Raw genomic sequence first — 24,127 nt, forward strand, 5'->3', positions numbered from 1 at the left:
CCATGAGCCGCAAGATCCATCTCGCCCTGCACCCCTACGGTGTGGGCGGCCCGGGCCAGCACGGCCTGTGGAAGGACCCCAGTATCGCGAAGAACGCCAGCATCGACATCACCTACTACATCCAGCAGGCACAGGCGGCCGAACACGCACTGTTCGACGCACTGTTCATTGTGGACAGTCAGTTCATCAACGCCACCTACCCGGCGCACTATCTCAACCGGCTGGAACCGCTGACCCTGCTGTCCGCGGTGGCCACCCACACCCGGCACATCGGGCTGGTCGGGACGGCGAGCTCGACCTACAACTCGCCGTTCAACCTGGCCCGCCGGTTCGGCTCACTGGACCACATCAGCGGTGGCCGGGCCGGGTGGAACGTCGTCACCAGTTTCGACACCGGCACCAGCCGGAACTACGGCCTCGACGAGCACCTCGACTACACCACTCGGTACGGGCGCGCGCTCGAAGCGGTGGAGGTGATCCGCGGTCTGTGGGACTCCTATGAGGACGACGCGTTCCCGGCCGACGTGGCGAGCGGGGTGTTCCTCGACCCGGCGAAGCTGCACGCGCTCAACCACGCCGGCGAGCACTTCCGCGTCGACGGCCCGCTCAACCTCTCCCGTTCGCCGCAGGGCCAGCCGGTGATCTTCCAGGCCGGGGTCTCAGAGGAGGGCCGCAACCTGGCCGCGCAGGTCGCCGAGGGCATCTACGCGCCAGGGGCCACGCTGGAGGACGCCCGCGCCTACTACGCCGACATCAAGCAGCGGACCGCCGCGGCGGGCCGGGACCCCGAGCACATCAAGATCTTCATCCACGGCGGCCCGATCGTCCGCGGCACCGACGAGCAGGCCCAGCGGCGCGCTCGCGAGATCTTCGAGGAGGACAACGACTTCGACCGCAACGTCGCGCTGCTCGGCCGTGCCTTCGGGGCGCACGATTTCAGCCAGTACGACCTCGACGCGCCGTTCCCCGACGTGGCCCACCTCGCGGAGAAGGGCGGTCGCACGGGCGCCGCGAAGATCATCGCGCGGGCACGCACCGAGAACCTCACGCTCCGCCAGGTCGCCGAGAGTTTCGGCGAGCGCAGGCAAACGCCGTTCGTCGGTGCGCCCGGCACGGTCGCCGACACGATCGAGAAGTGGTTCGCCGCGGGTACTTTCGACGGCATCAACCTCGCGTTCCGCAACAACGAGGACCTGGAGCGCTTCGTCGACGGCGTGGTGCCGCTGCTGCAGCAGCGGGGCCTGTTCCGCACCGAGTACGCGGGCACGACACTGCGCGAGAACCTGGGCCTGCCGATCCCGGCCAACCGCCACACCCGCGCCCGCAACCTGGTGGACGCGTGATGAGGCTCGGGTTCCTCACCCACGTCCAGGGGCACGGCGACGACTGGGTCCGGACCTACCGCAACGCGCAGGACTTGTTCGTCGCCGCCGACGAGCTGGGCTTCGACATCGGGTGGGTGGCCCAGCACCACGTCCCGGACGGTGGCGGTGGGCTGTCCTCGCCGTGGCCTTTCCTCGCGCACGCCGCGGCCCGCACCAGCCGGATCAGGCTCGGCACCGCGATCACCATCCTGCCGCTGGAAGACCCGGTCCGGCTGGCCGAAGACGTCTCGGTGGTCGACACGCTCAGCGGTGGCCGGGTCGAGCTCGGCGTCGGCAGCGGCGCCAGCGAGCTCGAGTACGCCGCGTTCGGCCGGGACGTCAGCCGCAAACGCGAGCTGACCACCGAGCATCTCGCGGTGCTGCGCACGGCGCTGGCCAACGAGGAGGCCGGCACCGAGGGCTTCACCATCCAGCCCCCGGCTACGGGATTCACCGACCGGATCTGGCAGGGCGTGTTCAGCGGGCCCGGCGCCGAATACGCGGCGGCCGCCGGCTCGAACCTGTTGCTCAACCGCGCGACCTACGGTTACGACGCGCCGACCGACGAGGTGCAGCGCCCCTGGGCCGACACCTACCTGGCGGCGTGGCAGACACCGCGCGAGCCGCGGATCGGCCTGTCCCGGTTCGTCTTTCCCGCCGCGGACCGCCGCACCGCGCTGGCGCAGATCGGCGACGACGTCCAGCGCGCCGCGCACCGTTTCGGCGAGCGCGGCGCGTTCCCGCCGAACCTGGACCTCGACGGGGCGTTGCGGCGCTTCCACGCCTTCTACGGGCATCCCGACGAGATCATCGCCGAGCTGCGACGGGAACGCGTGCTGCCGGTCGCCACCGACCTGATCACCCAGTTCAACCCCGCCGTGCCGGACCACGACGCCGCGATCCGGGCGCTCGAGCTCATCGCGACCGAGATCGCCCCGGCCCTGGGCTGGCGGCCCGCAACCCAGTCCGCGACCCGGCCCGAGCCACAGCCCGAGCTACGAGGAGCGTGAGATGAGCCGGTACACCGACTTTCCCGGACCCGACGGGCTGCGCGTGCGCGGCACGGTGCTCGTCGTGCCCGGCCGCGGCGAGACCCACGCGACCTACGCCCGGCTCGGCAGGCGGCTGGCGACCGATGCCTACCGCGTCCGGGTCGTCGACGCGCCCCGCATCGACGCCACCGACCTCGCGGGCTCGCTGGAGCGGTTCGCGGGCGAATTGACCGCGGCGGTCTCGCACCCCCAGCTGCCACGCCCACTCGTGCTGGCCGGCGCCGACACCGGTGCCGTCACGATCGCGGCGCTGGGCGCGCGGCGGGACGCGGGCGCCGCCTGGTGGCCGGACGCCGTCGTGCTCGCGGGACTGCCCGGCTACGCGGCCGGTGCGGCGAAGAGCTGGGACGAGGAACTCGACGCCCGGACCTCCTGCCCGGTGCACCGCGGTGTGCTGACCGGCGACACGTCCGTCGAGCGCGGCTCACTCGCCGTGGCGGTGCCCGAGGCGTTGCTCGACGCCGCCTACGCGGGCGCGGCCGAGATCCCGCACCTCGTCCTCGCCGGCGACGCGGATCCGCTCGCCGACCGCGAGACGCTCACCCGGGCCGTGAAGGCCTTGCCCTCGGCCCGCCTCGCGATCGTGCACGGCGCGCACCACGACGTCCTCAACGACCTCCAGCACCGCTCGGTCGCCGCCGAAATCGTCACCTTCCTCGAGACGCTCAAGAACGGGCTCCTCCCGGTGGTCTCGATCGAGTCCAGTGCGTGGTGAGCGCCGCGGTTCACAACAGGCCGCGCTGCCGGGCCACCACGATCGCCTGCCGCCGTGAGCTCGCGCCCAGCTTCCGGTACACGTTCCGCAGATGCGTCTTGACGGTGTTGGCGGACACGTAGAGCGAGGCCGCGATCTCGTCGACCGTGGCCAGCGAAGGAAGTTCGCGCAGCAGCTGGGCTTCCCGGGTGGTCAGCTCCGGTTCCACCGGCTGGCTCGGCGGCAGCGCGGCCAGCACGTCCGCGACGAACTCGTCGAGCCTGCCGAACCGGCCCTGCCGCACGACCAGCAGCTCGCGCACCTCCGCGCCGGTGTCCCAGAACGGGCGGATCATCCGGCGTGGTCCCGCGACCGCCACCGCGGCCCGCAGCGCGGAGTCGGCGTGCGGTTCGTCCCCGGCGCGGTGCGCGAGCACGGCCGCGAGGAGGTACGCCTCGATCCGGGTGGTGACCGCGCGGCAGCCCAGTTCGCCGTCGATGATCTTCTGCAGGTGCGCGCGGACGGCCGTCACCCGGCCCTGGTGCCAGAGCATCCGGGCGCGCATCAGCTCGACGTCGCCGGACTCGCCGAGCCACATCGCGGCGCGGCGTTCCGCCTCGGCCGCCCAGCCGGGGCGGCCGAGACGCAGCGCCATCCGCTGCTCGATCGAGACCAGGTACGCGGCCAGCGCCGGCTGGACCGGTCCGTCCGTGCCGACCTCCGACCACAGCTGCCGCAGCCGCACGTGCGCCGCATAGGGATCGTCGCCGTGCTCGAAGTCGATGATCGCGCCCAGCGCCAGCGCGCCCAGCTCGACGACGCGGTCGTTGGTCGGCCCGAGCAGCTCCCGGGCCCGGCCGATATGGGCCTTGGCGGCTTTCTCGTCCAGCTCCTGATAGGCGACCCAGGCGCCGATCGTGTAGGCGTAACAGCGGGACGGCTGCGGCATGTGCTCGCGATGCCGCGCGAACTGGATCGCCTGCTCGGCGAGCCGTTTCGACCGGGGGAGATCGCCGCGGGCGGCCGCCACCCCGGCGAGATTGCTGAGGCAGTGCATCACCGCGACGTCGAAACCGTGCCGTTCGGACAGTCGCATCGCCTGCTCCAGATCGCGCACCGCCGCGTCGTACCGGGCGAGCCAGAGTGCGGCTGTGCCGCGGTTGATCAGCCCGAGCACGGTCAGGTCCACGGCGTGCATCCGGCCGAGCCGCTCGTCGAGCTCGGTCATGCCGGGGAACAGCTGGCCCGTCAGCCGTGCCCAGTGGGTGCGCACGATGAGCTGCAGATCCCGCAGCGCGGTGTCACCGGAGTCCGGTATGGGCCCGGACAGCCCCGCGAGGCGCAGCTCCGCGGAACCCCGGTCGCCCAAGGCCATTTCGCCGAGTGCGAGTACCAGGCCGATCTCCGGCCGGGCCGCCAGTTCCGGGGACAGCTGCGCGTGCAGCTCGGTCAGGAGCCCGGCCTCGCCACTGAGCACGAAGGACAGTCCGTGTGCGCGCACGATCTTCGCGATCAGCTCCGGGTCACCGCCGCGCACCGAATGCGTCGCGGCCGTGACGGTGTCGCCGACCTTCAGCGACCAGCGTGCGGCGGCCGCGTGCAGTGAGGCCAGCACGACGGGCTGCCGGCTGGACAGGATGGTGTACAGATAGGACCGCAGGAACGGATGCAGCTGATAGGTGACCCCGTCCCGGTTCCGGATCACGAGATCGCCGTCCCGCTCCAGGTTTTCCAGCACCACCAAGGCGTCCGGGCACCCGGTCAGCGTGGCCGCGGCGGGCGCGGTGAACTCCTCGCAGACACAGATCCGTTCGAGAATGGCGCGCTCCCGTGCGGACAGGTCCGCCAGGACCTCACGCTCGAGGTAGTCCCGGACCGCGGGATCGGTCATCACGACCTTCTCGTCCAGGACGGTGCGATCCCCGGTGCGGGTCATCGCGAGCGCGACCAGCCGGACGGTGGACGGCCAGCCCGCGGTCAGTGCCAGCACGCGCGCGATGTCCGGCCCGTCGAGGCTGATTCCCGCGTCCGCAAGGACTTCCGCCACTTCGTCTTCCTGGAGGGCGAGGTCGGCGGCCCGGATCTCGCACAGCAGGCCGGCGACCCGCAACCGGTGCAGCCCCACGGCCGCCTCGCGCCGGCCGGACAGGACCAGTCGCAAGGGGACGGGCAGCCACTGGGTCAGCAGCTCCAGCACGTGCAGCGCCGCCGGCTCGTGCAGCCGGTGGATGTCGTCGACCATCAGGAACACCGGGCTGTCCTGCTGCTCCAGGAGGTCCGCCAGTGCGGAGACCAGCGCGACCTCGCCGGCACGCTGGCGCGGCGGTCCGGGCGGCTCCGGCCGGTCGTCGACGGCGTTGCGGATCGCCGCGAGGACGGTCCGGCAGAAGGTCGCGGGATCGTTGTCCGACTCGTCGACGCGGATCCAGCCCACCCGGGAGCCCAGCCGGTGGGTCCAGGCCGACAGCAGCGCGGTCTTGCCGTAGCCGGCGGGTGCGCACACCGAAGTCACCGCGGGAGCGGACGTCCGCACATCCGGCATCTTGCTCCCGAGGCGTTCGCGGCAACGCGTTCCGCGTGGAATCTCCGGGACCGTGAGTTTTGCGACCGGAACGGTCTGCGTAATGAGCATTCCCTCCCCCGATTGCACAGTGGACAAGGCTACGAGAACTTCCCGTATTTAAGTGCCATTGCTCTACCCAAACGACAGGTTGCCCCTCGAATGGATGACGGTTTCGCGGGTATTCACCCGCTTGGCGGAGTGTCTCGTACTGCTAGTGACCGCCCTTGCGACGCCAAACTGCCCACTTTTGGGTAATGATTCACAGGAATGGGCACTATTAGTGGTGTATTCACCCGCCGCGGGTGAAGCACTCCGGCTCGGCTGCAGTGAGCATCCACGAATTGCCGAGGCCCATTTCGGGCGCATTCGAAACTTTTCACCGAGGAAGCACCGAAATGACCGCAACTCGCAGCCGGTCCGCGCGCCTGCACATCGTCGGGGCCGGCGGGCTGGGCCGGGAGACGCTCGACGCGGCCTTCGCATGTGGACACCGCCCGAGTGGTCTGGTCCTCGTCGACGACCACGTATCCCTCACCGAACTGCACGGTGTTCCCGTGCGGCGGCCGGAAGAATCGGCGGACGGGTGGTACGTGGTGGCGGTCGCGGACCCGGCGGTGCGCAGGTCGCTGTCCGAACGGATGCTGGGCCGCGGTCTGATCCCGTCCGTCGTGGTGCACCCCACCGCGACCGTCGCCCACGACGTCTCCGTGGCCGGCGGCTGCATCGTGCTGGCCAACACCTATGTGGCGACGGGCAGCCATGTCGCGGCCCACACCCAGGTGCAGTACAACGCGACCGTCGGGCACGACAGCGTGCTGCACGACTACGTCACCGTGCTGCCGGGAGCGAACGTGGCGGGCCGTGTGGTGCTGCACGGCGACGTGACGGTCGGCAGCAACGCCTGTGTGCTGCCGGGGCTCGTGATCGGGGCGGGGACCTACATCGGCGCCGGCGCGGTGGTGACCGGGAACCTGCCCGCACGCCGTGTCGCGAAGGGGGTGCCCGCCCGGATGCACCCGCCCGCCGGCGGTAAGGTGTGACTCCCACGCGGCCCGGGACCCCGGCTCGCCGTCGAAAACAGGGTGAAAACGCCCCCTGGTAACCGATCTCGCATCAGGTCATTCTGTGGCCCGCGCGGTCTCAGCGAATTCCCCACCCTTCCGGCCAGGCCCCAGCCGACTCAGATTCTCTTTCGACCGGCCGGAGGTAACTGGTGATCTTGCACGATTTTCCCCGAGTGGCCAGAAAAAGGTGGGCCGCGATCTTGCTCGGGTTCCTGTGCGGCCTCGGCGGGGCCGCTGTTCTCGTCTGGCGAACGCCGCCCGAATACGCCGCGCAGATAACGATCTATGTGCCCGCGCCCGAACAACGTATTGATTCCTACGCCCGCCTGCTCACCAGTGACCGGATAGGACAGGACGTGGCCGGGCGGCTCGGCCTGTCCATTCCCGGCGCGGAGATCGCGCGGAAACTCGACGCGTCCGCGGACCAGCTGTTGCTGACCGTCACCGCGACCGACCGGTCCCCGGTGCAGGCCCAGCGCATCGCGGACGCGTCCGGCGCCGCGTTCACCCAGCTCGTCGAGGACCTGGCACAGCCGGCGCCGGGTGACCGGCTCGTGGCCACCGTCGTGGCACCGGCCGCCCTGCCCGCTTCGCCGGTCAGCCCCGACCTCTCGCTCGATTTCGCGCTCGGCGCCCTCGCCGGGCTCGTCGCCGGGTGCGGGCTGGCCCTGCTGCGCGAAATCCGGCCCAGGATGGTGAAAACGGTGGACGACCTGGAGTCGCTCACCCGCGTGCCGGCCCTGGGCGTACTGGGCGACGACCCGCAGGCGCCACGGCTCCCGCTGACGGTGCGGGAACGTCCACACTCGCCCCAGGCGAACGCTTTCCGGGCGCTGCGGGGAAATCTGCAGTTCGTCGACGTGGACTCCGCGCGGAAGGTGATCACCTTCACCAGTGCGCTGCCGGAGGCCGGCAAGACGACCCTGCTGTGCAATCTCGCGATCGTGCTGGCCGCGGCCGGGCACCAGGTCGTGGTGGTCGAAGCCGATCTCGTCAGGCCGCGCCTGGCCGGCTGTCTCGGGCTCGACAAGGTGCCCGGACTGACCTCGGTGCTGTCCGGCCGGGTCACCCTCGACCGGGCACTGCGCCCGTCCGCCGGTTCGCTGTTCGACGTCCTCGTCGCCGGCGCGGCCCCGCCCGATCCCCGCGGGTTGCTCGCTTCCGGGCGGATGCGCATCCTGCTGGGCGAACTCCGCTGCCGGTACGACATGGTGCTGATCGAGGCACCGCCGCTGCAGCCCGGCACCGGTGCCGCCGTGCTCGTGGCCGAGTGCGACGGCGCGCTGCTCGCCGTGCGGCACGCGAAAACCACGCGGCGCCAGATCAAAGCCGCGCTGGCCGAGCTGGGCACGACCGGTGCGCGGCTCTACGGCACGGTCCTGACCATGACGCCGGAGTCCGCCGAGGACACCGCCGGCGCGGACCCGCAGGCGACCATCCCGCTCGCGGCCGTCGCCCGCGTTCCGGCCGGGCAGGTGAACGGCCGCAAACGCGAACGCCCGGCCGGCGGGCTGCCGCGGAACGGGGCCGGGCACCGCCGCTGACCATGCTGCCGGGGGGGCTTCTCATGTCGGATCGGGAAACTACGGGGGCGTTCCGCATCCTGTTCGTCGGCACGACCAACGTGAGCCGGTCGCCCATCGCCGAACTGCTCGCCCGGCAGTTGCTCCGCACCGCGCTGGGCGCCGTGGTATCGCGGTTCGCCGTGTCGAGTGCGGGCACGGAGGCCGCACCCGGCACGCCCATGGACCACCGGGCGGTGCGAGTACTGGCGTCACGCGGGCTCGACGACGACGCCAGGGCGTTCCAGTCGACCCGCCTTTCCGGACGGCAGATCCGCGGCGCGGATCTCGTGCTGACGGCGACCCGCCGGCAGGGCGCCGCCGTGCTCGCGCTCGAACCGGGCGCGCGCGGGCGGACCTTCTGCATGCTGGAGCTCGTCCGGTTGCTGCCCATGATCGACGCGCTGCGCCTGCCCCGCGATCCGCTGATCCGGGCGAGAGCGGCCGCCGAGTCCGGGCGGGAGCTGCGTGCCGCCGGCGCCCACCGCACCCCCGAGTCCGACGACATTCCCGACCCGGCACGGCTTTCCGACTACGGCTACTCGGTTTCGGTGGCTCTCGTCGAATCCGCCGTCTATCGCTTCGTCAAGTTCCTCAAACCCGCCAGCAACCCGCCGGAGGTACCCGCGTGAGCACCTTCCCCGGTAGAGAAAAGGAAAATCGATGACCGTACTCGCCCTTGACGGTGGCCGGCCCGTGCGCACGGCCGCGTTGCCCGGCTGGCCGGTGTTCGGGCCGGCGGAGATCGCCGCGGCTTCCGACGTGCTCCGCTCGGGGCAGATCAGCTATTGGACGGGCCCCCACGGGCGGGCGTTCGAGCGCGAGTTCGCGGCCAGGGCCGGCACCCTCTACGCCGTCGCGGTCTCGAGCGGGACGGTGGCGCTCGAACTCGCGTTGCGCGGTCTCGGCATCGGGGCCGGCGACGAAGTGGTCGTCCCGGCGGTCACGGTGATGGCGACCGCCTCGGCGGTGGTCCGCTGTGGAGCGAAACCGGTGCTGGCCGATGTGGACGTGCGCAGCCGGTGTCTCAGCCGCGAGACGGTGGAGCCGGTGCTTTCCCGGCGGACCCGGGCCGTCGTGGTGGTCCACCTCGCCGGGCATCCGGCGGAACTCGCCCCGCTGATCCAGTTCGCGGGGGAGCACGACATCCGGCTGGTCGAGGACTGCGCCCAGGCCCACGGTGCCCGCTACTTCGGCCAGCCGGTCGGTGGTTTCGGCGACGTCGCCGCCTGGTCGTTCGGCCACAACAAGATCCTCACCACCGGCGGCGAGGGCGGTGCCGTGACGACGTCGGACCTGGCGTTGTGGCGTTCCTGCTGGGAGTTCAAGGACCAGGGGAAGAACGTCGCCGCCGTGCAACGGTCACAGCTCGGGCGGACGCAGTGGCTGCACGACGGCTTCGGCACCAACGCCAGGATGACGGAGCTGCAGGCGGCGATCGGCCGGATCCAGCTCGGCCGGCTCGACGAATGGGTCAAGCAGCGCCGCGTGAACGCCGCGCTGTTGCTCGACGTGCTGCGCACCCTGCCCGCGGTGCGGGCCGAGGATCCACCGGCCCATGTGGAGCATTCCTATCATCGTTTCTACGCGCACCTGCGGCCCGAACGGCTCGGCAGCGGTTGGGACCGGGACCGCGTGATCGACGCGATCAACGCCGAAGGGATTCCGTGCGGTCCCGGTGGCAACACGGAGATCTACCGCGAACGCGCGTTCGCCGATGTCGAGGGCACGCCGCCGTTCCTGCCCGCCGCGGCGGAACTCGGCCGGACCTCCTTCACGCTCCCGATCCATCCCGGACTGGGTGCCGACGAGATGCGGGACGTGACGACCGCGGTGGTCAAGGTGCTGAAGGCGGCGACGGCGTGAGCGAGTCCAGTTCACCCGTTGCAGGTGAACGCCGCGCCAGCGGTTCTCGCGCGAGCGCCGGTGACGATAGGCATTGCGCATGACCAATGACCATTGCCGGACCCCAAGACCCCGCGCGTCGGATCTCGCCGCCGCGCTGGTCGACCTGTGCGACATCCCCGGCGAGACACGCGACGAGGCGCGCTGTCTCGAACTCCTCGCCGGGCATTCGGCCGCACTGCTCGATGTCGACGCGGCGGGGGTGCTGCTGTCCGGCCCGGACGGTGAACTGTCCGAGGTGGCCGCGTCGTGCGAAACGGTGCGGCTGCTGCAGCTTCTCCAGCTGCGGTTCCACGACGGCCCGGCGGTGATCGGTTTCCGTACCCGCGGCCCGGTGCACGTGCCGGACCTGAACGAGGCGCGGCACTGGGAAACCTTCCGCACGACCGCTTTGCGGGCGGGGTTCTGCGCTGTGCACGTGATTCCGCTGTGCCGGCACACGGACGGGCTCGGCGCGCTGACCCTGTTCCGGAAACGGCCCGGCCCGCTCAGCCGTGAGGACACCACGGTCGCCACCGCACTGTCCACGGTGGTCACCGCGGCCATCCTGGACCGGCGCGCCCTGGGTGCGGCCGAGGTGCGGACCAGCCAGCTGCAGACCGCGCTGACCACGCGAATCGTCATAGAGCAGGCCAAAGGTGTGCTCGCCGAGCGGCACGAACTCAATCCCGAGCAGGCGTTCGAGCTGATGCGCGGGTTCGCCCGCCGGGGCCGCAGCCGGCTCACCGAGGTGGCGCGGGCGGTGATCGCCCATTCTCCCACGGTCGCGCCCCTGCTCGCCGTGGAACCGAAGTCCACCGCGAGGTGACCCGCGAGAATGGCCGAACGGCATGAGCTGATCCGCGCCCACCTGCCGCTGGTGCACGACTGGGTGCGCACGCTGGCCCCCGGGCTCCCCGCGTACGCGGACATCGAGGAGATCACGGCCGCGGGGGTGTACGCACTAGTGGTGTCGGCCGAGCTTTTCCGGGCGAGGCAAGGACGTTCGTTCTCCCGCTTCGCGCAGCCCCGGCTGGAGCGGGCCATCCGGACCGCCGCGGCGCAGGAGAGCAGGCGATTCATGACGGACGCCCGGCCGAAGGCCCCGGCACCGTACGAAGTGGACGTCGAACCGCTGACCTCACAGGACATCGCCGGCTGGCTGTCCGACACCGCGCCCGGCCCGGAGGAGATCGTGCTGAGCCGGGAACGGCTCCGGGTCGTCCGGATGGAGATCGACCGGCTGCCGGACCGGCTGCGGATGATTTTCACCAGCCGGTTCATGCAGCAGCGGCGGATCGCGGAGATCGCCGTGGAGCTGGGCCTCAGCGACTCCCGGGTGTTCCAGCTGTCGGTGCAGGCGGTGGAGCGGCTGCGGGATCGGTTGGAGGCAAGGGAAAGACTGTGATCGCGCGTGCGGGGTTCACGCGAAAGTGCGGTGTTTTCACGGTTCTCCGGTTTTCCGCGCGGTCAGGTTGACAGGAGATCCACACACGGTGAAGGCTTCCGTTGCCCGACGCCGCGAACGTTCTTCCGGCGCTGGTTCCGCTACCTCCTGGTCCCCGTGGTGACTGCCGGTTCCACCTTTCCCGGCCGACGGCTGACCTGTTTCCTTGTGTTTCCAGGAGGTTCTTCGTGTTATCCCATCCCGTCCGTTCGGCCGTCGCAGGCACGCTGGTGATAGCCGGCGTACTCGGCGGCACCGCGGGCATCGCGCAGGCCGACACGCTGCCTGCCACGCCGGGCAAGCCGGTCCTGTGCGCCACAGTGGACGCTCTGCAGGGCGCGCTCTACGACCTTTCGCACGCGACGGACCCCGCGCTGATCGACGTCGAACTGGGTGCGGTGATCGTGCTGCTGCAGGAGTATCCGCCGGTCCTGCCCAGCGCGCTGGAGCCGACCTACGACTGGCTGGTGTCGAGGTTCCAGATCCTGCGGAACATGATCGCCACAATGCCGCGGCCGGAGCTGATCCAGCTGCTGAACGATCTCACGGCGAACCTGGCCAACGCCCTCGAGAACGTGCCCTGCGCGCCGGAAAACGCGTCGCAGAGCTGAGTACCGGCGGGGCACTGGTGTGGCGGCACCAGTGCCCCGTCAGGCTTTCAGTCCAATCGCGACGGTCGTGCCGACGCCGAACACGCTGGAGAGCCGCAGGGTTCCGCCGTGCGCCTTCACGAGTTCCTCCGCGATCGCGAGACCCAGCCCCGCGCCGGGGTAGCCGCCGTTCACCACGTTCGTGCCGCGTTCGAACGGGCGTGCCACCCGGTCGAGTTCGCCGGGCGGGATCCCGATTCCCGAGTCGGCGATCTCGACGGTCCACCACCCGGCGGCGAAGCCGGTGGTCACCCGGATGCTCCTGCTTTCCCCGTACCGCACGGCGTTTTCGAGTACCTCACCGAGAATCTGGCGCAGCAGCGCGGAATCGACATGCGCCGTGGGCCCCGGCGTGGCGACCTGCCGGATGGCACCGCTCGCGGTCGCCGCGACCACTTCCGCCACCAGCGAGGGCACATCCACTTCGGTCCGCCGCACCCGCAGTTCGCCGCGGTCGAGGCGATTGAGCAGCAGCAGATGATCGGCCAGCCGGCGCAACCGCCCGGCGTTGCGGTTGATCACCTCCGCGGTCGAGCGCTGCTCCATGGCTCCCGCGCCCAGGCGGGTGTCGCCGAGCAGCCCGCCGAGGCTCAGCAGGGCGGTGACCGGAGCGCTGACCTCTTGTGCGACAGCGGCGAGCGCCTTGCCGTGGCGGGCATCCGGTTCCTCTGCGGCCGGTCGGTCATCGCGTACTTCGAACGTCCACAACGCACCGGTCTCGGTGCCGGATTCCACGAGGGGCCGGCGTTCGGCGACGAGCGTCCGGCCGGCACCCAGCGTGACGTCGGCCGTGCCCCGGCGCGCAGTCAGCACGGACTGGAACCGCCGGAAGGCGTCCTGCTGGTCCTGGCATCCGGCGGCGACCGTCCACAGTGCCCGATCCTCACCGGTGCCCGGCCAGCCGGGCGTACCCGTCAGCTGCGCGAACCGGCGGTTGGCCAGCACCACCGCGCCGTCGTGCCCGATGAGGAACGCGGCGTGGGGGAGACGCGGCAGCAGTTCCCGTACCGCGGCCCGGTCCGCCCCGGCCTGTGTCACGTCGTGACCGGCGACGATGATCCCGTCGATACCGGGAACCCCGGTCAGGTCGATGAAGAAGGCGTTGACGGTCAGCTCGTCCCCCGCCCGGCGGCTCAGCCGGAGGTGTGCCCGTGCACTGGTTTTGAGTCCACTGTGGACTTTCGCGAACGCCCGGAGCGCGGTGATCCGGTCGCGCGGGTCGACCATCGTCAGCGGGCCGGCGGCCCGGTCCGGGTCCTGGGGCGTCCCGAGTTCCCGCGCCGTGCGGCCGGTGCAGGGAAACCAGCTGTCCCGGGTCAGGCCGAGCAGCAGCAGCGGTGCCGCGGACACGCTGTCGCGCAGCGCCGGCATGGCCAGCGCGTGCGACAGGAAGACCAGCACCGACTCCAGCCGGTCGCGTTGCGCGCGCCCGCTCCAGCGCCGGTCTCCCATCCGTGCCAGCTCGACGAGCAGGGCCTCGCGCGCGCCCGCCCGGCCACGGACAGGTGGCAGCGGTAGCAGGAAAAACCCTTGCCGCGCCTGACTTTCCGGCCGGGGTACCGCGCGTACCGAACGCACCCCGCGGACAGCCCTGAGCAGATCGGCGAACCGCCCGCGATACTGCTCGCCGTCCGCGCCCGACGAGACCAGGTCGGCCGCGGTCAGCAGAAGCGCTGTCACCTGCCCGGTGCCACCGGAACTCGTCACTGCCCCTCCCGGAAACGATCATCGCTTCCGTGAGGTTAGGAAAACGCCGGCCCGGCGGGCAGTAGCGCCGGTGGCCCGCCTGGGCTAGTTCACCCGACCCGGCGATAGGGGGTGATCACCCGTTGGTGGCTGCTCGCAGGTCTGCACCAGGCACCGTTCACAGGGCATCCCGGACGGTACGGACAGCAACTCGATGTCCGCGCACCGCAATACTTTCCCGCACAGGGTCGTGATCAAGGAGGTTCGCCGGGGCGGCAGCAGGAACAGGTGGGCCGCCCGGGATGTCTCTCCGGCCGCGCCTGGTCGCAGCCGGCCGATCAGCAGGATTTCTTCGCCCGTTACCGGCATGGGTTTCACCACCGCCTGTCGGGGGGAGACCGGTGGCCGCGTTGGCCAGTCGCGGCCACCGGTGCGCCTGGGGCTGGCGCGTGCCCAGCATGTCGTGCTCTCCCAGAGGCGGCATCGCTCATCGCGGGTGACCGCACGTCCGCGCCGCGGCGACTACGGATTCACCCGTGCTGCTGTCGCCCAGTGGGCTGACAGGGCCTTTTTCCGGGTCCACCCGGCGTGAACCCGCGGTTAGGGTCCCTGCGTGGCAAGGAAAGTCGCGGCCGTGCTCGGCTGTCTCGCGCTCGTGGCGGTGTTCGGCGCCGGACCGGTGGCGGCTCAGCCCGCCGGCGGCGCGGTGATCGAGGTCGGGGTAGGCGGCGCCCGCGCCGAGGCGGGCAACGTCGGTGGGCTCGCCGGTGTCGTGCTCGGCGTGGTTCCCGACGATGGCGACGGCCGGCTCAGCGCCGCCGAGTTCGCGGCGACACCGGTGGCGAGCTGTGTCTCCGGTGGCGACGGCCAGTGCCTCATCACCGTGACCGAAGTCGGTGTGCGCTACTGGGTCAAGCAGGTCAGTGTCCCCGCCGGCTGGCAGATGAACACCCAGCTGCGCACCGGGCCGGCCAGTGGCGGCCCGGGATCGACCGCGCGCGACTACGCGTTCCTCACGCCCGAAGTCCAAGCAGGACAGACCTACACGAGCGGCAGCAACGACGACAACGGTTTCATGAACGGTGCCGACATCGTGAACGGACCGGAGAACGGGTCGACGGGTACCTGGCAACAATCCCGGGTCAACCCCGAGTTCCCGGCTCGCTGCGGCCTCCGGGTCGCGCTCATCATCGACTGGTCCACCTCGGTCCAGGGCCAGGAGGCCAACCTGCGGGGCGCGGCCGACGCGCTCGTCAACGGGCTCGCCGGCACCCCGTCCAGCGTCGCGGTGATCAACTTCAGCACCACCTCGCCGATCAGCGCGAAGCCGAATTCGCCCGATCTGACCCCGGTTTCCACGCCCGCCGGGGTGGACCAGGTGAAGGCGGCCTACCGGGGTTTCAACGCCAGCGGCAGCACCAACTGGGACCAGGCGCTGCGGGTCGCCTCGGGCTCGGCACCGGACTACGACCTCGCCGTCATGCTCACCGACGGCAACCCGACCTCCCGCGGCGTGCAGGGGCAGGCGAACGGCATCACGAACCGGTTCGCCGAGATGGAGGACGCGATCTTCTCGGCGAACGAGCTGAAGGGCCTGGGCACCCGGCTCATCGCGATGGGGGTGGGCACCGGGGTGAGCGACCCCGCCGCGGCGTTGAACCTGGCCGCGATCTCCGGTGACGTCAAGTACGACGGCACCAACGCGCGGACCGCCGACTACTACCAGAACACCGACTACACCGCGGCGGGCACCGCGCTCCGGCAACTCGCCTTGACCGGCTGCCAGGGCACGCTGAACGTGGTGAAGGCGATCGTGCTGCCCGGCCAGACCATCGCGCAGGCGCTGCCGGCGGGCCCCGGCTGGGAGCTCACCGCCGCGGGCCCCGGTTTCCCCGGCGAGTCACGCACGACCAGCACCGACCGGACCGGCGCGGTGCAGTTCGACCTCACCGGCGCCACCGAGCCCCAGCTGGACCTGGACATCGTCGAGACACAGCATCCGGGCTACACCCAGATCCCGGCCAACGACGCCGGGGATCCGGCCGCCTGCGTGACGAAATCGCCGACCGGGCAAGAGGTTCAGCTCACCGTGACCGCCTCGCCGGGTGACGCCGCCGGGTTCCATGTGCTGGGCGTGCCCGCCGCGGAAGCCACCACGTGCACGCTCTACAACCAGGCCCCGGCGGGCACGACCTCGATCACGGTCGGCAAGCAATGGAACATCGACGGGCGGATCGTCGAGGAGGGCGCGCAACCCGACGGCCTCGAAGCCCAGCTGGGGCTGACCGGGCCGTCCGGCGCCGCGATCACCGATCCGCACTGGGGCCAGGAATATCCCGAGTATCAGGTGGGCAGCCAGGCCACCATCTCCGAGAGCACCCAGATCGGCCTGCCGGGCTGCACCCAGAGCCAGGGGCCCACGGTGACCGGCGCCGACGGGGTCGCGGTCCCGCTCGAACGGGAGCACAACGTCACGCTCGACGCCGACCCGGCGCTCAACGTGTTCACCGTGACCAACTATCTCCACTGCCGATCGCAGCTGACCCTGGTGAAGGAGGTGTCGGGCGGACCGGCGAACCCGGACGACTGGACGCTCACCGCGACCAAACAGGACGGGTCCGCTGTGGACGGACCGTCCGGCCAGACCGGTGTCACGGCCGATGTCACCCCGGACCGGACCTATGTGCTGTCGGAGTCCGGTGGCGATCCGCGGTACGCCCCGGCCGACAGCCGCACCCGTGACGCCAGCGGGAACCTGCAGTACCCGGATTCGAGCGGATCCTGGACCTGCACCGAGTCGACCGGCGCGAACTACATCGACGGCATCGAAGGTGCCGTCCGGGTGCCGCTCGGTCAGCATGTGACCTGCGTGATGACCAACAGCGTCGCCACGCTGGACCTCGTGAAGGCGGTCGCCAACCACAACGGCGGCACCGCCACCCCCGCCGACTGGCAGCTCACGCTCACCCCCACCGGCGACAACGTTCCCGCCGGGCTCGGCCCGGTCACCGTGCAGGGCCCCGGAGCGCCGGTGCTGCTGCGGCCCGGCGTCGTCTACCGGCTGACCGAGTCCGGACCGCCCGGCTATCAGCTCGCGGAGTTCGGGTGTGACCCGTCGTCGGTCACGAGCGGCGCGGACGATGTGCTGCTCAGCGCCGACGACGGTCCGGACGCCGGCGTGACGTGCACGGCCACCAACGACGACACACCGGCCACGCTCACCCTGCGCAAGATCGTCGACCCCGGCGACTCGGGATCCACCGCGGGGCCGGACGACTTCGTGCTCACCGCCCAGGGGCGGGAAGGCGGCGTCTCCGGGCCCGGTGGGGTGCAGGACGTTCCCGTCGAGCCGGGTTCGTACGACCTGTCCGAAACGGGTCCCGCCGGCTTCGACGCGAGCGCCTGGCAGTGCGAAGGTGGTGCCCTGCAAGGCGATATCGTCACCGTTCCACCGAGGTCCGCAGTGATCTGTACCATTACGAACACGGCCCGGACGCCGCACCTGACCCTGGTCAAGCAGCTCGACCCCGCGGGCCCCGGTGCGACGCCGGGGGAGTGGACCCTGCACGCCGACGGCCCGCTGCCGATCGCGGGCCCGACCGGGTCGGCGGACGTCACCGGCATGCCGGTGCGCGTGGGCACCTATCACTTGTCCGAGACCGGCGGTCCGGCCCCGTACGCGGCTTCGCCCTGGCAGTGCGCGGAATCCGGCGGCACCCCGGTCGGCGATGGCGATGCGGTGACCGTCCACGAAGGACAGGACATCACGTGCACGGTGACGAACGCCTTTGCGCCACCGCCCCCGCCCGCGGAGCCGGGTTCGCCCGCGGGCGGACTGGCTTCCACCGGGGAGGACCTGCTGCCCTCGATCTGGCTCGCCGCGACCCTGCTCGGCGTCGGCACCCTGCTGATCGCCCTGACCCGGCGACGCCGAGGCTGAGACGTCAGCTGGTGACCGTGCCCGCCACGAGGTTGATCGTGGTGGCGAGGATCCCGGTGCCGAACACGTAGGACAGCAGCGTGTGCCGCAGCACCACGGAGCGGATCGCCGAGCTGGAGACGGCGGTGTCGGAGACCTGGTACGTCATGCCGAGGTTGTAGCTGAAATACAGGAAGTCCCGGTAGGACGGCGGTTCGTCGGAGTTGAAGTCGATCCCGCCCGCGGTCTCCAGGTAGTACAGGTACGCGTAGCGCGCGGCGTACATCAGATGCAGCGCCGCCCAGGCCATGAACACGCCGGCGAGCGCCACCGCGGACGCGACGGGGCCGCCGCCGGAGTTGCCGAGCAGCAGGAACAACACGATGCCGATCAGCCCGCACAGCGCCGCCCCGACGACGGCCAGTTCCTCGGCGAGCGGCCGGAAGTCCTCGCGCGCCGCGTTCCGGTGCGTCTCGTCGGCGCTCATCGGCCAGAGCACGGTCCAGCCCGAGGCCACGAAGATCGTCTCGGTCGCGGTGACGCCGGCGAGCACGCCGAAGGGCACGGTGGCGACAAACCCCACGACCGCGCCGATCACCGCGCCCACGACTACCGCGCCGGTGAGACGGGTGACCGCGGAGGGCCCCAGCCAGCTCCTCATCGGCGATCACCTTAGCGGCACGCTCAGGCCGGCGCGCCGGTGGTGAGCACGACCTTGCCGCGGGTGGCACGCGATTCCAGCCGCCGGTGCGCGCCCGCGGCGTCCTCCAGCGGGAAGACGGAGTCCACCGGGACGCGCAGTTCGCCGTGCGCCACCTTCGCGATCAGCTGTCCGAGATCACCGCGCGGGTCGTAGCCGTGCTCGATGAGGTTCGTGGACTGGTACCCGTGGATGCTCACGTTCTTCGGGTAGAAGTCGCGGGTGTCGATGGTGCTCGGCGCGAGGGCGACGTTGGCCAGCGCCATCACCCGCCCGCCGTGCGCTGCCGCTTTCAGGCTCAACGCGAAGACGTCGCCGCCGACGGTGTCCAGCACCACCTCGGCGCCGCGACCGTCCGTCAGGTCCGCGACCCGGGCGAGCAGCTCGTCACCGGTGAGGGCCCGTGAGTCGAGTACCTCGTGGGCGCCGAGTGCCGCGACCCATTCGGTCTTGACCGGCGTGCCGGCCGCGGCGATCACGCGCGCGCCCGCGGCGACGGCGATCTGCACGGCGGCGCTGCCGACCCCGCTGGCCGCCGCGTGGATCAGCACCGTCTCCCCGGGCTGGACGCGGCCCAGGTTGTGCAGGCAGTACCAGGCGCTGTGCCAGGCGACCGGGAGCGCGGCGGCCTGTGCCGGGTCGAGTCCATCGGGCAGTGCCACGACGCGCTCGGCCGAGACGGCGGCCTGCTCGGCGTAGAAGCCCGGGGCGCCGGCCGCGCCCATCGCCACGACCTTCTGCCCGACCCGGAACCCGCTCGCGCCCTCGCCCAGCGCGGTCACGGTGCCCGCGGCCTCCAGCCCGAGCACCACCGGCGGCCGGCCGGCGCGGTGGTACTCCCCGGCCCGGGTGAGCACGTCGGCCCGGTTCACCCCGGCCGCCTCGACCTCGATCAGCACCTGGCCCTGGCCCGGTGCCGGGTCGGGCACCTCGACGACGCCCAGAACCTCGGGGCCTCCGAACGATTCCACCACGACAGCACGCACGACGATCCTCCTCGACACCGGTTCAACTGGTGTCAGCATGAAACACCGGTTGAACCGGTGTCAACGGTAGAGTGGGTCCCGTGCCAGCCCGTGGAACCTCGATCGACCCGCCACCGGCGTTCGTTTTCGTCGGCGGGCGGCCATGTCTGGACCTGGTGGACACGGTTGCCAAGCGCGGCAGCCACGACATCGAGCGACTGCCCGACGGCGAACGCCTCGGTCGGTGGCTGGTCGAAGCCGGTCTCGCCACCTCGCCGCCGCAGGCCACGGGGGCCGACGTGCGACGCGCCCGCGAGCTGCGCGAGGCCGTCTATGGCCTGGTGCGCTGCGTCCTGGACCGCCGGCGCCCGAGCGAGCACGACGCGGCCGTGGTCAACCGGCTGGCCCACGACGCGGATCTCGTCCCACGGCTCCAGATCGGCGCCGGCGGTTTGACGGCCGCGTGGCACGGCCCGGCGCCGGTCGCGGCAGCCCTGTCCACGATCGCGCGCGACGCGATCGACCTGCTCAGCGGTCCACTTGCCGGGCGGGTGAAGGAATGCGCGAACCCCGAGTGCACGCTGGTGTTCCTCGACGACTCTCAGGCGCGCCGGCGCCGCTGGTGCGCCATGGAGCGCTGCGGCAACCTCGCCAAGATCGGCCGGTACCGGGGTCGCGCGGCCGGCGAAACGTCGTGAGTCACTCGACGAGCGTCTGGGTGCCGAGCACGACCGCGAGGGCGAGGCGTTCCGCGTCCTGGGTGCCGGGTTCCGCGGTGTAGACCATGATCCGCAGGTCGTCGCCGGCGACGATAAGGGCGTCGCAGTCCAGGGTGATGTGGCCCGCCGCTGGGTGGTCGATCGTCTTGTGGCGGGACGGGTCCGGGAGCGGGGGAGGGGCGTCGGAGTCCCAGAGTTCGGCGAAGCGGGGGCTCGAGTCCGTGAGTTCGGCGATGAGCTGCCGCAGTGCGCGGTCGGCGGGGTAGCGGGACGCGGTCAGGCGCAGATCGGCGACGAGCCGCGCCTCGTGGTCGGCCTGCTCCTGTCCGGTGTGGACGGTGCGGGTGCCGGGGCCGGCGAGGTTGCGCCAGATGGCGTTGCGCTCGATCCCGCGCCACGACGTGGTCTCGCCCATCAGCGCGTCATAGGGCGCGTTCGCGTGTACGAGCGTCCAGGTGGCGTCGTAGACGACGACCGGGGTGTGTGCCAGCCGGTCGAGCAGCCGCTGGACGCTCGGGGGGAGGCGCGACGGGACGACGTCGAGCCCGGGCGCGGCATGGCCGGCCAGCCGGTACAGCAGGTCACGCTCGGCGTCGGACAGCCGGAGCGCCCGCGCGAGCGCCTCCACCACCTGCGCCGACGGCGTGGTCGCCCGCCCCTGTTCGAGCCGGGTCAGGTAGTCGGCGGAAATACCGGCGAGCCCGGCCAGTTCCTCGCGGCGCAGCCCGCTGGCCCGGCGCCGGCGGCCGACCGGCACGCCCACGGTCTCGGGCGCGACCCGGTCCCGCCAGCGGTGCACCGTCCGGCCGAACTCCCACGACTCCACCCGGTCAGTGTGCGCGCCCGTGCCGCCGTTGTCCTGGCCCCGGCAGTCCTATGACAACGGGACGAATGGCCGGCGGTCCGTCATTGCCGGAGGCTGGCGACCATGACAACCACACTGATCACCGGTCCGACCGGGGGTCTCGGCCGCGCCGCCACCCTGGCCATGGCGGACCGCCCGGACGGCGAGCTACTGCTGGTGGGCCGTCCCGGAAAGGGACTGACCGACGTCGCCGCCGAGGCGCGCGCCCGCGGGGCGAAGGTGCACGAGATCGGGTGCGACCTGTCCCGGCTCGCCGACGTGCGTGCCGCGGCCACCGCCGTACGGGACCTGGTCGACGCCGGAACGGTCGGGCCGCTGCGAGCGCTGGTCGCCAATGCCGGTCGCATGTCGGCCGACACCCGCGAAGCGTCCGCCGACGGCTACGAGCTGACCTTCGCCGTCAGCTACCTCGCGCACGCCCAGCTCATCGGCGACCTGCTCGGCACGCTCATCGAGCCCGCCCGCATCGTGCTGGTCGGCTCGAACACCTACTACGCCAACTTCTGGCGGCGGCTGATGGGCGTGCCCGCCGCGGACTGGCGCGATCCCTTAGAGATCGCCCGGCCCGCGACCGGTGACAAGCCGCCGGGCTTCACCGCCGCCGGTGTCGCCTACTCCAATGCCAAGCTGGCGATCCTGTACTACGCCCACGAGTTGCAGCGGCACGTCGGTTCCGGGGTTGGCGTCACGGTGTTCGAACCCGGCTGGATGCCCGGCACCGGACTGAGCCGGGGCACACCGCCGGCGATGCAGGCGATCGGGCGTGGCTTGGCGCGTCTGCCCGGGGTGTCCACTCCGGTGCGTTCCGGCCCGGCGCTGGCCTCGGTCGCGCTCGACGACAAGTGGGCGCACCTGCGCGACGGCGCGTTCGTGCTGATCGACAAGGTGATCGAGGTACAGCCCTTCGCCCACGACCGCGACCGGGAACGCCGGTTGTGGGAGGCCACCGCCCAGCTCCTCGAAACGACCGAACGGCGCTGACGGCCCTTGCTACACCCCGAGTCTGGTGGCGAGCCGGGCCAGGTGGTAGTCGGCGTCGCCGTAGGCGAGGGCGGCGGCGGTGGCGTGGCGGAGATAGCGGTGCAGATCGTGTTCGGCCGTGAAGCCGATCGCGCCGTGCACCTGCTGGCCGAGCGCGCAGACACGCTGGTACGCCTCGCTGACGACCGCTTTCGCGGTGCTCACCTCGGCGCCGGCGTCGGAACCGGTGCCCAGCCGCCACGCCGCCTCGTAGGCGGCGAACCTGGCGCCCAGCACGTCGATCGCCATGTTCGCGCAGTGATGCTGCACCGCCTGGAAAGCGCCGATCGGGCTGTCGAACTGGCGGCGCTGCCCGGCGTACTCGACGGTCACGTCGAGCACGGCCTGGGCGCCGCCAACCATCTCCGCGCACGTGAGTACCGTCGCGTACGCCGTCATGGAGTCCACAGTGGATTCCCCGACGGGGAGAAACCGTTCCAGTGCAAGGGGAACATTGTCCAACGTCACCGTGTACACGGGCTCGTTGCCGACCGTGTCGAGCCGCTTGCCGGTGACGCCCGGCGCGGCGGCGTCGACGAGGGCGGCGGCCAGTCCGTCCGGCGTCGCGGCGACCACCAGCAGGTCGGCTACCTCCAGGGCGAACGGCACGAACAGCGCCGAACCATCCACTGTGTACCCATCGCCGGACGGCGTCGCGGTGAGATCGGATCCGGCGGCGCCCCAATGCCCGCCCGGTTCGGCGCGCGCGTAGCCGATCGCCCGGCCGCCCACCGCCGGCAGCCACGCCTGCTTCTGCTGCGCGGTACCGGATCCGGAGATGGTCAGCGCGCCGGCCACGGTCGGCACGAACGGGGTCGGCACGCCAGCACGGCCCAGCTCCTCGGCGATCAGGCACGCGTCGAGGAAGTCCGCGCCGACACCGCCGTAGGACTCGGGCACGGCCAGCCCGACCCAGCCCAGCTCGACGATCTCCTTCCACAGCCCGGTTCCGTCCACACCGGAGCGCCCGGCCAGGAACTCCCGCGCGGTGGACTGGACCAACTGCTGGTCCTCGGTCAGAGTGAGGTCCACTAGGCGCCCACCGGGATCTTGTCGGACCGGACCCACACGCCCGGTTTCTCCTCCCAGAACAGCTGCACCAGCACCCCGCCGGTCTGCTTCGGGTGCACGAAGGTGTGCTTCCAGGCCGCGCCGTCGGTGACACCCTCTTCGTCGTCGAACGGCTCGATATCGTGCGCGGCCAGCGCGGCGCGGGCCGCGTCCCAGTCGGCGACCTGGAACGTCACGTGGTGCACCGACGTCCCGTTCTTCGCCAGGAACCGGTCGATGAACGAGTCCTCACCACGCGGCATGATGATCTCCCAGCACACCGAGGATCCCGGGATGTTCAGCACCAGGTCGGCCATGTCGGGCAGCTCGTCGATGGGGGTCTTCCAGATCGGCAGGAACCCGGCCAGGTCGGCGTACCACTGGGCGAGGGCCTCGCGGTCGGGGTAGGCCTGGCAGATGTGGTCCATGGTCACGATCCCGACCGCCGGACCATCCACTTCGGACAGATCGTCGGTGGGTGAGGAGTTCTCGTCACCGGCGAGCGCCAGGCTGCCGGGTCCACGCAGCCGGAACCGCACACCGGGCCCGTGCTCGGGCGGGGTCAGCGACGCCTCGATCCAGCCATGCCCCGAGTCCACATAGGACAGGCCGCGCTTGTCCAGCTCGGCGCGTGCCGCGTCCAGGTCGGGCACCTCGGCGCCGACGTGGTGGAACCCCGGCCTGCCCTTCTGCTCATCCAATGTGGACTGCAGCGGCGAGTTGTGGCCGGACGGGGCGAGCACCACCCAGTCCTGGCCCCAGCTGCCGGGCACGGCGAGCCGGACGCCCTTGACACCCTGCTCCGGGTTGTCCCAGCGGCGGGTCGGGCGGAACCCGAAGACGGTGCGTAGCAACGAAACCTGGCCGTCCAGGTCGGGCGTCAGCTGTGCGACGTGGTCGATCCGGTAGATCCGCATCGGGTG

The 24,127-nt window shown here is 71.3% G+C and carries 20 protein-coding genes; 13 read left to right on the plus strand and 7 right to left on the minus strand.

The window, feature by feature from the left end; genetic code table 11:
- The first annotated feature begins 2 nt into the window (after positions 1 to 2).
- The 3 genes from LOZ83_RS26905 to LOZ83_RS26915 are packed head-to-tail and all read left to right on the plus strand — an operon-like array spanning position 3 to position 3,131.
- On the plus strand, positions 3 to 1,343 hold the full coding sequence (locus LOZ83_RS26905; protein ID WP_236794480.1) for an LLM class flavin-dependent oxidoreductase: 1,341 nt from the start codon (positions 3 to 5) through the stop codon (positions 1,341 to 1,343).
- Entirely contained in the window at positions 1,343 to 2,374 is a 1,032-nt protein-coding gene (locus LOZ83_RS26910; RefSeq protein ID WP_236794481.1) for an LLM class flavin-dependent oxidoreductase, read from the plus strand. The genes LOZ83_RS26905 and LOZ83_RS26910 overlap by 1 nt, the downstream gene beginning before the upstream one ends.
- A 1-nt stretch (position 2,375) precedes the next feature.
- On the plus strand, positions 2,376 to 3,131 hold the full coding sequence (locus LOZ83_RS26915; protein ID WP_236794482.1) for an alpha/beta hydrolase: 756 nt from the start codon (positions 2,376 to 2,378) through the stop codon (positions 3,129 to 3,131).
- Between the two features lie 10 nt (positions 3,132 to 3,141).
- Here LOZ83_RS26915 and LOZ83_RS26920 read toward each other — a convergent pair whose 3' ends face one another.
- Positions 3,142 to 5,652 carry a LuxR C-terminal-related transcriptional regulator gene (locus tag LOZ83_RS26920; protein WP_236794483.1) on the minus strand — a complete coding sequence of 837 codons (2,511 nt, stop codon included), beginning with the start codon at positions 5,650 to 5,652 and terminating at the stop codon, positions 3,142 to 3,144.
- 416 nt (positions 5,653 to 6,068) lie between these two features.
- On the opposite strand from LOZ83_RS26920, the gene LOZ83_RS26925 reads away from it, so the two are divergent.
- From LOZ83_RS26925 to LOZ83_RS26955, 7 genes are all read left to right on the plus strand, one after another.
- Positions 6,069 to 6,713, plus strand: a complete 645-nt coding sequence (locus tag LOZ83_RS26925; protein ID WP_236794484.1) for a hypothetical protein — start codon at positions 6,069 to 6,071, stop codon at positions 6,711 to 6,713.
- 197 nt (positions 6,714 to 6,910) lie between these two features.
- On the plus strand, positions 6,911 to 8,281 hold the full coding sequence (locus tag LOZ83_RS40525; protein ID WP_236794485.1) for a polysaccharide biosynthesis tyrosine autokinase: 1,371 nt from the start codon (positions 6,911 to 6,913) through the stop codon (positions 8,279 to 8,281).
- Positions 8,282 to 8,304: 23 nt separating this feature from the next.
- Positions 8,305 to 8,931 (plus strand): hypothetical protein, encoded by a 627-nt coding sequence (locus tag LOZ83_RS26935; RefSeq protein WP_236794486.1) that lies wholly within the window; start codon positions 8,305 to 8,307, stop codon positions 8,929 to 8,931.
- Positions 8,932 to 8,962: 31 nt separating this feature from the next.
- Positions 8,963 to 10,165 (plus strand): DegT/DnrJ/EryC1/StrS aminotransferase family protein, encoded by a 1,203-nt coding sequence (locus LOZ83_RS26940; RefSeq protein ID WP_236794487.1) that lies wholly within the window; start codon positions 8,963 to 8,965, stop codon positions 10,163 to 10,165.
- A 79-nt stretch (positions 10,166 to 10,244) separates the two neighbouring features.
- The gene (locus LOZ83_RS26945) at positions 10,245 to 11,012 is read left to right on the plus strand and encodes a GAF and ANTAR domain-containing protein (protein ID WP_236794488.1); all 768 of its coding nucleotides are present in this window, start codon (positions 10,245 to 10,247) and stop codon (positions 11,010 to 11,012) included.
- A 9-nt stretch (positions 11,013 to 11,021) separates the two neighbouring features.
- Positions 11,022 to 11,591, plus strand: coding sequence for a sigma-70 family RNA polymerase sigma factor (locus LOZ83_RS26950; RefSeq protein WP_236794489.1), 570 nt, complete (start codon positions 11,022 to 11,024; stop codon positions 11,589 to 11,591).
- A gap of 227 nt (positions 11,592 to 11,818) precedes the next feature.
- Complete coding sequence (locus tag LOZ83_RS26955; protein WP_236794490.1) at positions 11,819 to 12,241, plus strand: hypothetical protein; 423 nt, start codon at positions 11,819 to 11,821, stop codon at positions 12,239 to 12,241.
- Positions 12,242 to 12,280: 39 nt separating this feature from the next.
- On the opposite strand, the gene LOZ83_RS40530 is transcribed toward LOZ83_RS26955, so the two are convergent.
- Entirely contained in the window at positions 12,281 to 13,987 is a 1,707-nt protein-coding gene (locus LOZ83_RS40530) for a HAMP domain-containing sensor histidine kinase (protein WP_236794491.1), read from the minus strand.
- A gap of 592 nt (positions 13,988 to 14,579) precedes the next feature.
- Between LOZ83_RS40530 and LOZ83_RS26965 the strand changes: the two genes are divergently transcribed.
- A complete protein-coding gene (locus LOZ83_RS26965) occupies positions 14,580 to 17,906 on the plus strand; it encodes a VWA domain-containing protein (RefSeq protein ID WP_236794492.1) in 3,327 nt (1,108 codons plus the stop codon).
- Between the two features lie 4 nt (positions 17,907 to 17,910).
- Here the strand turns inward: LOZ83_RS26965 and LOZ83_RS26970 are convergent, their stop codons facing one another.
- Both LOZ83_RS26970 and LOZ83_RS26975 read right to left on the minus strand, forming a co-directional pair.
- Positions 17,911 to 18,546, minus strand: a complete 636-nt coding sequence (locus LOZ83_RS26970; protein ID WP_236794493.1) for a DUF1345 domain-containing protein — start codon at positions 18,544 to 18,546, stop codon at positions 17,911 to 17,913.
- A gap of 23 nt (positions 18,547 to 18,569) precedes the next feature.
- Entirely contained in the window at positions 18,570 to 19,571 is a 1,002-nt protein-coding gene (locus tag LOZ83_RS26975; protein WP_236794494.1) for a zinc-binding dehydrogenase, read from the minus strand.
- An 80-nt stretch (positions 19,572 to 19,651) separates the two neighbouring features.
- Here LOZ83_RS26975 and LOZ83_RS26980 point away from each other — a divergent pair, with 80 nt between their 5' ends.
- Positions 19,652 to 20,248 carry an ABATE domain-containing protein gene (locus tag LOZ83_RS26980; RefSeq protein ID WP_236794495.1) on the plus strand — a complete coding sequence of 199 codons (597 nt, stop codon included), beginning with the start codon at positions 19,652 to 19,654 and terminating at the stop codon, positions 20,246 to 20,248.
- A gap of 1 nt (position 20,249) precedes the next feature.
- Here the strand turns inward: LOZ83_RS26980 and LOZ83_RS26985 are convergent, their stop codons facing one another.
- Positions 20,250 to 21,095 carry a helix-turn-helix transcriptional regulator gene (locus LOZ83_RS26985; protein WP_236794496.1) on the minus strand — a complete coding sequence of 282 codons (846 nt, stop codon included), beginning with the start codon at positions 21,093 to 21,095 and terminating at the stop codon, positions 20,250 to 20,252.
- A gap of 102 nt (positions 21,096 to 21,197) precedes the next feature.
- On the opposite strand from LOZ83_RS26985, the gene LOZ83_RS26990 reads away from it, so the two are divergent.
- Positions 21,198 to 22,115: an SDR family NAD(P)-dependent oxidoreductase gene (locus LOZ83_RS26990; RefSeq protein ID WP_236794497.1), complete on the plus strand. Its 918-nt coding sequence runs from the start codon at positions 21,198 to 21,200 to the stop codon at positions 22,113 to 22,115.
- Between the two features lie 9 nt (positions 22,116 to 22,124).
- Here the strand turns inward: LOZ83_RS26990 and LOZ83_RS26995 are convergent, their stop codons facing one another.
- Together LOZ83_RS26995 and LOZ83_RS27000 are read right to left on the minus strand one after the other, a co-directional pair.
- On the minus strand, positions 22,125 to 23,186 hold the full coding sequence (locus LOZ83_RS26995; protein ID WP_236794498.1) for an acyl-CoA dehydrogenase family protein: 1,062 nt from the start codon (positions 23,184 to 23,186) through the stop codon (positions 22,125 to 22,127).
- Positions 23,186 to 24,121: a VOC family protein gene (locus LOZ83_RS27000; protein ID WP_236794499.1), complete on the minus strand. Its 936-nt coding sequence runs from the start codon at positions 24,119 to 24,121 to the stop codon at positions 23,186 to 23,188. Before LOZ83_RS27000 ends, LOZ83_RS26995 begins: the two co-directional genes overlap by 1 nt.
- Between the last annotated feature and the right edge of the window lie 6 nt (positions 24,122 to 24,127).

It is taken from the genome of Amycolatopsis sp. GM8 (genome assembly GCF_021653975.1).
Taxonomy (GTDB): domain Bacteria; phylum Actinomycetota; class Actinomycetes; order Mycobacteriales; family Pseudonocardiaceae; genus Amycolatopsis_E.

What these genes read in the sequence shown, in the direction of transcription:
- LOZ83_RS26905 (WP_236794480.1), top strand. Translation starts at nt 3, where the DNA reads ATGAGCCGCAAGATCCATCTCGCCCTGCACCCCTACGGTGTGGGCGGC.
- LOZ83_RS26910 (WP_236794481.1), top strand. Translation starts at nt 1,343, where the DNA reads ATGAGGCTCGGGTTCCTCACCCACGTCCAGGGGCACGGCGACGACTGG.
- LOZ83_RS26915 (WP_236794482.1), top strand. Translation starts at nt 2,376, where the DNA reads ATGAGCCGGTACACCGACTTTCCCGGACCCGACGGGCTGCGCGTGCGC.
- LOZ83_RS26920 (WP_236794483.1), bottom strand. Translation starts at nt 5,652, where the DNA reads ATGCCGGATGTGCGGACGTCCGCTCCCGCGGTGACTTCGGTGTGCGCA.
- LOZ83_RS26925 (WP_236794484.1), top strand. Translation starts at nt 6,069, where the DNA reads ATGACCGCAACTCGCAGCCGGTCCGCGCGCCTGCACATCGTCGGGGCC.
- LOZ83_RS26935 (WP_236794486.1), top strand. Translation starts at nt 8,305, where the DNA reads ATGTCGGATCGGGAAACTACGGGGGCGTTCCGCATCCTGTTCGTCGGC.
- LOZ83_RS26940 (WP_236794487.1), top strand. Translation starts at nt 8,963, where the DNA reads ATGACCGTACTCGCCCTTGACGGTGGCCGGCCCGTGCGCACGGCCGCG.
- LOZ83_RS26945 (WP_236794488.1), top strand. Translation starts at nt 10,245, where the DNA reads ATGACCAATGACCATTGCCGGACCCCAAGACCCCGCGCGTCGGATCTC.
- LOZ83_RS26950 (WP_236794489.1), top strand. Translation starts at nt 11,022, where the DNA reads ATGGCCGAACGGCATGAGCTGATCCGCGCCCACCTGCCGCTGGTGCAC.
- LOZ83_RS26970 (WP_236794493.1), bottom strand. Translation starts at nt 18,546, where the DNA reads ATGAGGAGCTGGCTGGGGCCCTCCGCGGTCACCCGTCTCACCGGCGCG.
- LOZ83_RS26990 (WP_236794497.1), top strand. Translation starts at nt 21,198, where the DNA reads ATGACAACCACACTGATCACCGGTCCGACCGGGGGTCTCGGCCGCGCC.
- LOZ83_RS27000 (WP_236794499.1), bottom strand. Translation starts at nt 24,121, where the DNA reads ATGCGGATCTACCGGATCGACCACGTCGCACAGCTGACGCCCGACCTG.